Origin of the sequence: Dickeya poaceiphila (genome assembly GCF_007858975.2) — a bacterium.
In the GTDB taxonomy this organism is placed as follows: domain Bacteria; phylum Pseudomonadota; class Gammaproteobacteria; order Enterobacterales; family Enterobacteriaceae; genus Dickeya; species Dickeya poaceiphila.
Genome location: NZ_CP042220.2, coordinates 2,665,461 through 2,677,160, shown reverse-complemented (window position 1 = coordinate 2,677,160; position 11,700 = coordinate 2,665,461). Strand labels below are relative to the sequence as shown.

General features: G+C 54.8%; 10 protein-coding genes. 7 read left to right on the top strand and 3 right to left on the bottom strand.

The annotated features are described in order from the left end of the window. Positions 1-170: 170 nt before the first annotated feature. The 3 genes from hybG to gltP all read left to right on the top strand — a co-directional run bounded on the left by hybG (position 171) and on the right by gltP (position 3,449). Entirely contained in the window at positions 171-446 is a 276-nt protein-coding gene (gene hybG, locus Dpoa569_RS11875) for a hydrogenase maturation factor HybG (protein ID WP_042869758.1), read from the top strand. 295 nt (positions 447-741) lie between these two features. Next, positions 742-1,695, top strand: a complete 954-nt coding sequence (gene cbl, locus Dpoa569_RS11870) for an HTH-type transcriptional regulator Cbl (protein WP_042869760.1) — start codon at positions 742-744, stop codon at positions 1,693-1,695. A 437-nt stretch (positions 1,696-2,132) separates the two neighbouring features. Further along, positions 2,133-3,449: a glutamate/aspartate:proton symporter GltP gene (gltP, locus tag Dpoa569_RS11865; RefSeq protein ID WP_042869762.1), complete on the top strand. Its 1,317-nt coding sequence runs from the start codon at positions 2,133-2,135 to the stop codon at positions 3,447-3,449. 395 nt (positions 3,450-3,844) lie between these two features. Here the strand turns inward: gltP and Dpoa569_RS11860 are convergent, their stop codons facing one another. Genes Dpoa569_RS11860 through Dpoa569_RS11850 form a run of 3 tightly spaced genes read right to left on the bottom strand, consistent with a single transcriptional unit; the run spans position 3,845 to position 6,624 of the window. Continuing rightward, positions 3,845-4,711 carry an ABC transporter permease gene (locus Dpoa569_RS11860; protein WP_042869764.1) on the bottom strand — a complete coding sequence of 289 codons (867 nt, stop codon included), beginning with the start codon at positions 4,709-4,711 and terminating at the stop codon, positions 3,845-3,847. Then, the gene (locus Dpoa569_RS11855; RefSeq protein WP_042869766.1) at positions 4,671-5,528 is read right to left on the bottom strand and encodes an ABC transporter ATP-binding protein; all 858 of its coding nucleotides are present in this window, start codon (positions 5,526-5,528) and stop codon (positions 4,671-4,673) included. Before Dpoa569_RS11855 ends, Dpoa569_RS11860 begins: the two co-directional genes overlap by 41 nt. A gap of 16 nt (positions 5,529-5,544) precedes the next feature. After that, complete coding sequence (locus Dpoa569_RS11850) at positions 5,545-6,624, bottom strand: ABC transporter substrate-binding protein (protein ID WP_050569429.1); 1,080 nt, start codon at positions 6,622-6,624, stop codon at positions 5,545-5,547. Positions 6,625-6,910: 286 nt separating this feature from the next. On the opposite strand from Dpoa569_RS11850, the gene Dpoa569_RS11845 reads away from it, so the two are divergent. From Dpoa569_RS11845 to patD, 4 genes are all read left to right on the top strand, one after another. Next, positions 6,911-7,933, top strand: coding sequence for a malate/lactate/ureidoglycolate dehydrogenase (locus tag Dpoa569_RS11845; protein ID WP_042869768.1), 1,023 nt, complete (start codon positions 6,911-6,913; stop codon positions 7,931-7,933). A 184-nt stretch (positions 7,934-8,117) separates the two neighbouring features. After that, positions 8,118-9,131 carry a D-cysteate sulfo-lyase gene (gene cuyA, locus Dpoa569_RS11840; protein ID WP_146411382.1) on the top strand — a complete coding sequence of 338 codons (1,014 nt, stop codon included), beginning with the start codon at positions 8,118-8,120 and terminating at the stop codon, positions 9,129-9,131. After that, complete coding sequence (gene cuyB / locus Dpoa569_RS11835) at positions 9,131-9,859, top strand: cysteate racemase (protein WP_042869773.1); 729 nt, start codon at positions 9,131-9,133, stop codon at positions 9,857-9,859. The genes cuyA and cuyB overlap by 1 nt, the downstream gene beginning before the upstream one ends. 325 nt (positions 9,860-10,184) lie before the next feature. Next, positions 10,185-11,621 carry an aminobutyraldehyde dehydrogenase gene (gene patD, locus Dpoa569_RS11830; protein ID WP_042869775.1) on the top strand — a complete coding sequence of 479 codons (1,437 nt, stop codon included), beginning with the start codon at positions 10,185-10,187 and terminating at the stop codon, positions 11,619-11,621. Positions 11,622-11,700: the final 79 nt, after the last annotated feature.

Sequence of the window (11,700 nt, the reverse complement as noted above, 5' to 3'; positions counted from 1 at the left end):
CACTTTTGACGACTAGCCCGGTTTTAGCAGCCTGATAGCTATATTAGTTACAACATACTATTGGGTTGTCAGCGTTAAACGCTCTGGCTAAGCAGGATAACGTCAGCTGGCATCAAATTTGCTTAAACTGTTGGATAGAAACGGTGACTTCAACTAACAGGGTGGGTGTTATGTGTCTGGGAATTCCGGGGCAGGTGGTGGCGTGGGCGTCAACGGATCAGCAACTGGCATGGGTGGATGTGTGCAGTGTGCGGCGTGAAGTGAATGTGACGCTGGTACAACAAGAAGGGCAACCCTCATCACTGATTGGTCAGTGGGTGTTGGTGCACGTTGGTTTCGCCATGAGCCTGCTGGATGAACAGGAGGCGCGCGATACGCTGGATGCGCTGCGGCAGATGGAGGAAGTGGAGTCGGATGTCAGCGATTTTCTGACCCGATCGATTTGAATCGAAAGAGCCATAATCGGCATGGCCAAAAACGATTGGAGAATCACACTCTGAAATAAACTTATTGGTCAATAAATATAACCATTTGCCCCATTCATATCGGTTTGCAAGATACTGTGTTATCAGGCACTGCTCCTGCACGTAAATTAACAACACATCAGGGTTATATTCATGCGGCTGATAAAACAGGCAATATATCGTAAAAAATTATAAATAGTAAATTTTTGTTATTTGTATGGAATAACAATCCTTCGTATGAATGGTGAAAACAAAACCGCTTACAAAGGATAAGGGTGTGAATTTTCAACAACTGAAGATTATTCGTGAATCGGCACGGTGCAACTATAACCTGACCGATGTCGCTAATACCTTGTTCACGTCCCAGTCTGGCGTCAGTCGCCATATCCGGGAATTAGAAGACGAACTGGGCATTGAGATTTTTATCCGTCGCGGTAAGCGCCTGCTGGGGATGACGGAACCTGGTAAAGAGCTGTTGGTCATGGCTGAGCGTATTCTAAATGACGCCAACCATATTCGTCGGCTGGCAAACCTGTTTAGCGACCATGATGTCGGCCAACTGGTTATCGCCACGACTCACACTCAGGCGCGCTATAGTCTACCGGAGGTGATTAAGGCGTTCCGCTCGCTCTATCCGCAGGTGCAACTGGTGATTAATCAAGGTACGCCGGATGAAATTGTCACGATGCTGGAGTCGGGCGAAGCGGATATCGGCATCGCTACCGAACAACTGATGAATGTAAACTCGCTGGCGGCTTTTCCCTGGTACCAATGGCGACATGCGATTCTGGTGCCGGAAGGCCATGCGCTGGCGCAAGAGCCGGTGGTCACTCTCGACAAGCTCAGCGCGGTACCGCTGATTACCTATCGGCAAGGTATCACTGGCCGTTCACGTATCGATCAGGCATTCGCTGCGGCTGGTTTGGCGCCGCATGTCTCGATCAGTGCGCAAGATTCCGACGTGATCAAAACTTACGTCGAGCTGGGGTTAGGGGTGGGGATCGTTGCCGACATGTCGTTTGATGAAACCCGCGATCCCGGACTGGTACGGTTAGATGCGCGTCATCTGTTTGAAACCAGTACGGTTTGGCTGGGTCTGAAGCGCGGTCAGTTACAGCGCAATTATATCTGGAAGTTTATTCAACTGTGTAATCCGGAACTCACTCAGGATGATATCAAGAGCCGGGTGTTTGCCGACGACAACGAACCGGTGATCGATTATCAGATCTGATAGGGGATGATTCCGTTGTCTGCAAGCGCGAGTTTGCTCGCGTTTTGCTCCCATCCCACGCTGAAATGTTGCGGTTTTCGCCTGCCTGTTATTAACCAATATAGAGTGACGAAACGCATAATTATGAAAAACACTCAGAACGTATCGCTTGATCTCAATACCTGAGGATAGTAGCATGACTAGGCATAACAATAAGTTATGCCTTTTTATTTTCTTTTTTATGCAAATAATTGTGCATTATAAGTGAATAGCTATTTGATTGCGCATTCTGTGTTTTGGTCAGTCACATATTTGCCTGTGGGTAGCGGATTTGTGCGAAAAATAACCTTCAACCTCCCCCTTCATCTGTAGCAATTCAGCATTCGCTGGAATGTCCGGTGGCAGTGGTATAGCCATCGGCGAGTAGTAGCAGGGAGCACAGACAATGGATTCGTATCATGAAAAAACAAAAAGTTAGCCTTGCCTGGCAAATTCTCATCGCATTGTTCATCGGTATTGCTGTCGGTGCCTGGCTGCATGAAAACCCAGCCAATAAACAATGGTTGATCGCCAACCTGTTGAGTCCAGCCGGGGATATCTTTATCCGGTTGATCAAGATGATTGTGGTGCCGATTGTTATCACCACGCTGGTGGTCGGCATCGCTGGTGTCGGTGATGCTAAAAAGCTGGGGCGCATCGGTTTTAAAACAATCGTTTATTTTGAAGTCATTACCACGTTGGCGATTGTCATCGGTATTACATTAGCCAACCTGTTTCATCCTGGGCACGGCGTTGACATGTCGATGCTGACCAAAGTGGATATCTCTCAGTATGAGAAAACCACCGAACAGGTGCAAAGCGGTTCGCACAGTCTGGTAGGCACGATTCTCTCGCTGATTCCACCCAATATTTTTGCCGCGTTGGCCAAGGGTGACATGCTGCCAGTGATCTTCTTCGCCGTATTGTTCGGCCTTGGGCTGTCATCTCTGCCGCGCGAGCAGCGTGATCCGCTGTTGAATGTGTTCCGCAGTGCGTCGGAAACCATGTTCCGTGTCACTAACATGATCATGCGTTATGCACCGATTGGGGTGTTTGCACTGATTTCCGTGACCGTTGCCAACTTCGGCTTCGCTTCGCTATGGCCGCTCGCCAAGCTGGTGGTTCTGGTCTATGCCGCGATTCTGTTCTTTGCGCTGGTGGTGCTGGGGGCTGTGGCGCGTATGTGCCGCCTGCGCATTATGACGCTGATCCGCATTCTGAAGGACGAGCTGATTCTTGCCTATTCGACCGCCAGTTCCGAAACGGTGCTGCCGCGTATCATTCAGAAGATGGAAGCCTACGGCGCACCAAAAGCGATCACCAGCTTTGTGGTGCCGACCGGTTACTCGTTCAATCTGGATGGTTCCACGCTGTATCAAAGCATCGCGGCTATTTTCATCGCGCAACTGTACGGCATTGATCTCAGTCTGGGGCATGAGGTGGTGCTGGTGCTGACGCTGATGATCACCTCTAAAGGGATTGCCGGCGTACCAGGTGTCTCCTTTGTGGTATTGCTGGCGACGCTGGGCAGCGTGGGTATTCCGCTGGAAGGTCTGGCGTTTATCGCCGGGGTAGACCGCATTCTGGATATGGCGCGTACCGCACTGAATGTAGTGGGCAATGCGCTGGCGGTGCTGGTTGTCGCCAAGTGGGAAGGGCAGTTCGACGAAGAGAAAGCGCGTGCCTATGAGCAAGAGCAGGCAACGTTGGTTGTGCGACCTGCCAGTCAGGAATAATCTTGTTTTCTATGATGTTGCAACCGGGCTTCGGCCCGGTTTTTTTATACTCCTGGCCTGCACGCGTGGTATCGGTATAAGGGTATCGATAAGTATTGCCCTAGAGAAGCAGAGGCGTATCGAATGCTCGAAACAAGGGATGCTGACGCGATTTGAAGACTCGGCGAATAGTAGTAGCTATATATGGTGTATGAATTCGAGATATTCAGGGATATTTTTAGCGCCTGGGATAGCGACCGGTGTTATGAATTACTGGATACGGCATTGAGCGTCTCCGACGTACTTGAACAAGCCAGAGCATGTTGCGGCATTGAGTTTCCTCTCATACCGCAATAAACCTATCGTCTGTCCTGGGATGCTTTACAGGCCTGTACCAGTCATCATGGGAATGCCGCTTAGCGCTGCATTCCCCATTTTCGAACGGTCAGACGTTCCAGCGTGGCGAAAATCAACCCTTCCACCAGTAACCCTATCAAGATCACCGACGCCAGACCGGCGAACACGTGGTCGGTATACAATTCGTTGCGATTCTGGAAGATATACCATCCCAGTCCGCCTTTGCCGCTGGAGGCGCCAAATACCAGTTCAGCGGCGATCAAGGTACGCCAGGCGAAGGCCCAGCCGATCTTCAGACCGGAAATAATGGCAGGTAGCGCTGCCGGGATAAGAATGTGAGCGACATAACGCCAGCCGGTCAGGCCATAGTTGCGCCCGGCCATGCGCAGGGTATCGGAAACGCCGAGAAAACCGCTGTAAGCGTTGAGTGCCATCGGCCACATCACCGAATGCACCAGCACGAAAATCAGGCTTTTCTCACCGAGGCCAAACCACAGCAGCGCCAGCGGCAGCAGGGCGATGGCGGGCAGCGGGTTAAGCATAGCGGTGAGCAGAGCCAGCAGGTCGCGCCCCAGTTGTACCGATACCGCCAGCGTACTGAGCAACAGTGCCAGCAGGCTGCCGATAGCGTATCCTTTGAGCAGCATACCGAGAGACACGGCTGTTTTCTTTGGTAATTCGCCGCTCAGCCAGTCCTGACAGAACGCCTGCAGCGTCTGGAAAAAGCCAGGTAGCATCAGGTCGTTATTCTGCCAGCGAGCAGCGACTTCCCATAACGCCAGCAGTAACAGCACCAGTATTAAGCGGCGCAACCCGGTATGCTGAGCCAGCCGGGTTAGCCATGGCAGTGGTGCTTCCAGCGTATCGGGCGCCAATGGCGTGAGTTCACGCTGATACTCTGGCCTGATCGGGGGCAACATATTCATGAGGAACCTCGTGTGAAGCCGACGGGCCGCGAGGGGCTGGTGTCGGCGGGAATAACAGATCGTGGATGTGCTGAGCGGTGTGCTGAAAGGCCTCGCTGCCGGCATCGTTCAGCGAAAACTGATGGCAGTTGATTTCCGCCCGCACCCGACCGGGATGAGGAGACAACAGCAAGACCCGGCTGCCGACCACCAGCGCCTCTTCAATGGAGTGGGTGACGAACAGCAGCGTGAAGCGCACCTCTTCCCACAATGTGAGCAACTCTTCCTGCATTTTGCGGCGAGTGAGAGCGTCCAGTGCGGCGAAGGGTTCGTCCATCAGCAGTATTTTCGGTTGCATCGCCAGCGCGCGGGCAATCGCCACTCGCTGTTTCATACCACCGGACAGCGTGTGGGGGTAGGCATTGGCGAAGTTCGCCAGTCCGACTTTATCGAGAAAGTGCAGCGCCCGTTCGCGCGCGTCTGATTTCGTCAGTTTGCCGCTGGCGACCAGCGGAAACAGCGTGTTTTCCAGCACCGTTTTCCACGGCGGCAACTGGTCGAACTCCTGAAACACCATCATACGGTCCGGACCGGGGCGCGTGACGGGCTGGTTCTCCAGCCGAATATAACCGCTGGTTGGCGACAGAAACCCGCCGATTGCTTTCAGCAGACTGGATTTGCCGCAACCTGATGGCCCCAGCAGCACAAAACGTTCTGCCGGAAACACATCAAAACTGACGTCGTGGGTCGCCTGTATCTGTGCGCGATAGGTTCGGTAACGCAGGTCAACATTATTGACCTGCAACAGCGGATGCAATGGGTGAGCGGACATCGCCATCTCCTGTTGCCGGATATTAACTGCCCGGCTGATCGTAGATTTCACTGAAGAAGTAGTCTTTCCATGACGCCGCCTTGTTTTTCAGTACGCCGAGCTGTTGCAGTTTTTCGGCATACACCGAGGTGCGTTGCGGCACGATGGTGAAATCTACCTCCGGGTCTTCGACGATGCGCTTGACCAGAGGCAACGGCAGGCGTGAGTTTTCCACCCGGATATAGGTTTCGGCGGCGGCGGCCTTGTTGGCGTTGATGATGTCAGAGGCTTCCTTCAGTGCGTCATAGAAGGCGCGGTAGGTTTTCGGGTTTTCATCGTGAAATTTTTGGGTGGTGTAGAGCACATTGAAGGTGCCTGCCCCGCCCAGCACGTCATAAGAACTCAGAATTTTGTGCACGTTCGGGTGTTCCAGTGCCTGATATTGAAACGGCGGACTGGAGAAATGGGCGGTGATTTCCGAACCGCCGGCGATCAACGCCGCGTTGGCGTCCGGGTGCGGCAGGCTGACGGTAATATTATCGAAACGTTTGTAGTTACTGTCGCCGAACAGTTTGGCGGTTTCAATCTGCAATGTGCGTGACTGGAAACCGACGCCGGCGGCGGGGGTGGCGATGCGGTCGTGGTCGCTGAGGTCGCGCAGGGTTTTCACCGCCGGATTGTTAGTTAACAGATAATTCGGCATAGAACCCAGCGAGGCGATGGCGCGTACGTTCTGTTTGCCCAGCGTACGGTCCCACAGCGTCAGCATCGGCGGCACCCCGGCGGACGCGACATCCAGCGCGCCGGACAGCAATGCTTCATTAATGGCCGTGGCACCGGATAGCGTTCGCCAGTCCACTTTGATATCCAGCCCCTGCTGTTTACCATTTTTTTCAATTAATTGCTGGTCGCGCACCACGTCCAGAATCAGGTAGCCGATGCCGAACTGCTGGGCGATGCTGATGCTGCCCTCCGCTTGTGCGGCCAGCGACGCAGCACCCAGCGTGAGCGTCAGTGCCAGCAGCCAACCGCTTTTGACATGGCTGGAGGCGGTATTCGTCTGCCCAGTCGTCTTTTTCGCCCGGTTTATTTTTACGACCTGGTTTATTGCTATGAATTGCATTGCCACTGGCGCCATCAATATAGTCTCGCAGTTAATTGTTTAATTAATGAAATTCGGTGGTCGATTTCATTTCAAAAAAAGATAACTTTGAATGCTATTTTTATAACGCCTGATGACAAAGACCATTTGGAAATAAGTTAGTTGAATCCTGTTTATAGTTATTTTTGATAAACAGATTCGGTATTTGGTTAAGCACTATTATTGCTATCGTTTCCTGTATTATTCACTTACCCCGATTTCCGCGAAGATTATAGTAAACACATTCTGATTTACGGGGACCAGAAACATGCCTGTTTTTTCTCACGATTATTTACGGCATTATTTACGCGAACGCCTGAGCGATGCGGAGGTGAGAGCAGATGTCGCCGGGCTGGTGGCGGATAATCTGGTGGAGTCCAGCCTGAAGGGCCATGATTCTCACGGCGTCGGCATGTTGCCGCGTTATATCGCCGCCATTCGAGAAGGTGGGCTGGCGCCACATGCTCAGGTGGAAAAGACCCTCGACGCTGGGCCGATGATAGCGTTTTCCGGGCAGCATGGTTTTGGTCAGGTAGTGGCCAGACAGGCGATAGCACAGGGTATTGAGCGTGTGCAGCAGCAGGGCGTTGCGGTGATCAGCCTGTCGGATGCGCACCATCTTGGGCGTATCGGCGCCTGGGCGGAACAGGCGGCCGATGCCGGGCTGGTGTCGCTGCATTTCGCCAATGTCTACACTCGCCCTATCGTCATGCCCTGGCAGGGGCAGCAACCGCGTTTCGGCACCAATCCCTTCTGCGTCGGTGTTCCGGTCGTGGGTGGTCCGCCGGTGATTCTTGATTTTGCCACCAGCGTGATTGCCGGCAACAAGGCGCGCATTGCCTGGAACGAAGGACGACAACTGCCGCCAGGGCAGATTGTCGATAATCTGGGCCAGCCTGCGGTGGACCCGCGCTGGCTGATGGAGGAACCTTTCGGCGCGCTGCTGTCATTTGGCCAGCATAAAGGCTCCGGGCTGGCGCTGGTGTGCTCGTTGCTTGGCGCGGCGCTGACCGGCGGGGCGACCGAGCGTACTGCTACGGGGCAAGGCAAGCGGATCATCAACAGCATGTTATCGATACTGATCGATCCGCAGCGGATGGGCGGCGCGGCCAGCTATCAACAAGAAATTCCTGCCTTGCTGGATTGGGTGCGACAGTCGCGTTCCGATGGCGAATTGCTGCTGCCCGGTGATCCGGAACAGCGGGCTTATCGCCAACGGCTGACAAACGGTATTTTTGTCGATGACGAAAGCTGGCGGCAATTAACCGAACTGGAGCGACAGATAGCCTGAATCAGTTATTGCGTAGTGTAATGGTGTTATTTCGATAACACATGAAATCGCATTTCTCATTATTTTGGGGGAAGCGATTATTTCATGATGTTTTTTTATTCTCTGTTCATCAGTTTTGTAGCTGGAACTATACGAATACCTTATACGATTCACTTTGTTTATATTATTTATCGAGGAGATAACAATGCATCTCGCCCGTTTTCCCCGTTTGTCATTAGGGCATTTCCCCACACCGCTGGAACCGCTACCGCGGTTATCGGCTTATCTTGGCGGACCGACGATTTATATCAAGCGTGACGACGCCACCGGGCTGGCGACCGGCGGTAATAAAACCCGCAAACTCGAATTTCTGTTGGCAGAAGCTTTGCAGCAGGATGCTGATGTCATCATCACCCAAGGGGCCACGCAATCCAACCATGTACGCCAAACTATCGCCGCCGCAGCGAAATTGGGGTTGAAGACGCAGGTTCTGCTGGAAAAGCGGGTTGATGATTATGGTGTTGACTACCAGCGTTCCGGTAATGTGCTGTTGGACAAACTGTTGGGCGGCGACATTGTGGGGCATCTGCCTGCTGGCACGGACATGCAGCAGGCGATGGAGGTACTGGCGGCCACGCTGCGCGAACAGGGCCACCGGCCTTACGTTATTCCCGGCGGTGGTTCCAGCCCGACCGGTGCGCTGGGGTATGTCGCCTGTGCTGAAGAGCTGCTGTATCAATCCAGTCAACAGCGACTAAGTCTTGACCATATCGTACACGCCACCGGTAGCACCGGTACTCAGGCTGGACTGGTAACCGGGCTGACTGCCAGCAACAGCGGTATTCCTGTATTGGGCATCAGCGTACGGGCGCCAAAGACGAAGCAGGAAGAGAACGTGTGGCAACTGGCGCAGCGCACCTGGCAGAAGCTGGGGCTGACGGGCGAGGTGCCGCGCGAGGCGGTTCAGGTCAACAGCGACTATGTTGGGCAGGGATACGGCATTCCCACCGCTGGTACGCTGGAAGCCTTGAAACTGGCGGCGCAACTGGAAGGCATTTTGCTGGACCCGGTCTATTCCGGTAAGGCGTTGGCCGGGTTGATCGACCTGGTACGCAAAGGGCAGTTCGGCAAAAACGAAAACGTGCTGTTTATTCATACCGGCGGAGCGGCTGGACTGTTTGGCTACCGTCAACTGTTTGAACAGCAGGAAAGCTGGTGATGCCGTCGTCGTCGCGTTTTCTGGCCGGAGTGCTGGGCGGCATGGGGCCGCTCGCCACCGTAGATCTGTTGCAGAAGATCATCGCCGCTACGCCCGCTGAGCGTGACCAGCAACATGTGCCGCTCGCAGTGTGGAATGTGCCGCAGGTTCCGGATCGCCAGCGGGCGCTGGCGGGGATTGGCGCATCACCGTTGCCTGCGTTGTTGGATGGCGTTGAACACCTCAACCGGCTGGATATTAGTCACCTGATTATTCCCTGTAATACTGCGCATCACTGGTTTGATGAACTGCGAGCGGCCAGCCGTGCACCGGTGCTGCATATCGCCGATGCCACGCTGGCGCAGGTGCGGTTTGCCCTGGACGGCACTCCGTCCCTACGGTTGGGGGTGATCGCTACTCACGGCACGTTGGCGGCGGGGTGGTATCAACAGCGGTTGGCGGCACTGGATGTCGAAATGGTACTGCCCGATGAACAGGAGATGGATAACCTGTTTGTGCCGGGCTGTTACGCCGTCAAGCGTGGTGAGGCTGCGGCAGGCGGACAACGCTTCGAGCAACTGGCCGAACGGCTGGCTGCGCGTGGCGCCACTCATCTGATCCTGGCCTGCACCGAAGTTGCTCCTGGATTGGCCGCCGTGCAGTCACACTGGTTGGCGCGTAGTATCGACAGTACCGAAGCACTGGCCCGGCACTGTGTCGCGTTATGGCGCCAGCACATGGGCGGATAGTGACAAAACCCCCACTGGCCGGTTTCCTGGCGGACCGTTGCGAGGAAAACCTCTGTGTGGAGAACCCGGCGACATAAACTCCCTCTGTCTGAAAAACACCGTCATTCATTATGGGGTGCAGAGTAACGCCAGGCGATACTCCGGTTATCTCTGCGTTATGTGAGCGGCGTCATTTCCCTCCGGCTCTCTTGTGGTTATGGCTCAGCTACGCTTGAGAGGCAGCAAGTACCGTTTTTATCGGTGAGCGACTGCAGAAGATGGCAGGTATTTTGCTAGATGAACGCTATAGGGTACGTCTACAGCTATCGTTTCAAGGGAGCGGGGTATGCACGACAATTTGCTGATTGACATGTTGATTGACGGAAAGCGGGTGTTAGGTAGCGGAGCGCCTTATACGGTGTACAACCCGGCGACGGGAGACGCCATTATCACGATGGCGCAGGCGGATCTGGCACAAGTGAATGCCGCCGTGATGGCGGCGGATGCAGCGTTTGCCCACTGGGGACAGACCACGCCGAAAACACGTGCCACGCTGTTACTGAAACTGGCGGACTTGATTGAAGAACACAGCGAAACGCTGGCCCGGCTGGAGTCGCTGAATTGCGGTAAACCTTATCATGCAGCGTTGAATGACGAGATGCCTGCGGTGGCGGATGTGTTTCGCTTCTTTGCCGGTGCGGCGCGTTGCCTGAACGGCTCGGCGGCGGGTGAGTATCTGGAAGGGCATACCTCGATGATCCGCCGCGATCCGGTGGGCGTTGTTGCGTCTATCGCCCCCTGGAATTATCCGCTGATGATGGCGGCGTGGAAGCTGGCGCCGGCGCTGGCGGCAGGTAACTGCGTGGTGCTGAAGCCGGCGGAGCAGACGCCGCTGACGGCGCTGTATCTGGCCAGCTTGCTGGCCGATCTGTTCCCACCGGGCGTCGTCAATATCTTGTTCGGACAGGGACGGGAAATCGGCGATGCGCTGACCGGCCACGAACGGGTGCGCATGGTATCGCTGACCGGTTCTATCGCTACCGGTTCGCATATTATTGGTCATGCGGCACCCAGCGTGAAACGCACCCATATGGAACTGGGTGGCAAGGCGCCGGTGATCGTGTTTGACGATGCCGACCTGGATCAAGTGGTAGATGGTATTCGTAGTTTCGGTTTCTACAACGCCGGGCAAGACTGCACTGCGGCCTGCCGTCTCTACGTGCAGCGCCCCATCTATGAACAACTAGTGGAAAAGCTCGGCAAAGCGGTTGCTACGCTCAAAATCGGCACGCCCGACGATCCGTCCACCGAGTTGGGTCCCTTGATCACTGCTGAACAGTTGGAGCGGGTTGCCGGTTTTGTCGAGCGCGCCCGTGCACAACCGCATATCCGGCTGATTACCGGCGGGGAGCGGGTGCCTGGCGGGGGTTACTATTTTCAACCCACCGTACTGGCGGATGCCCGGCAGGAAGATGAAATCGTGCAGCGTGAGGTATTTGGTCCGGTGATATCCATCACGCCATTTGACGATGAAGCGCAGGTGGTGGCGTGGGCTAACGATTCTCGCTATGGGCTGGCTTCTTCGGTGTGGACGCGAGATATAGGCCGCGCGCATCGTGTCGCCGCCTGTCTGGAATACGGCTGCACCTGGGTCAACACCCACTTTATGCTGGTGAGCGAGATGCCGCACGGCGGCCAGAAACTGTCTGGTTACGGCAAGGACATGTCTGTCTACGGTCTGGAGGATTACACCGTAGTGCGGCACGTTATGATTCGTCACTGACGGTACGAGTGACAACCGGCGGGCGGTGAAAAAATGCCCAACAGTAGGGCGAGCTGCACAATAACGGTGCGCTCGCCTT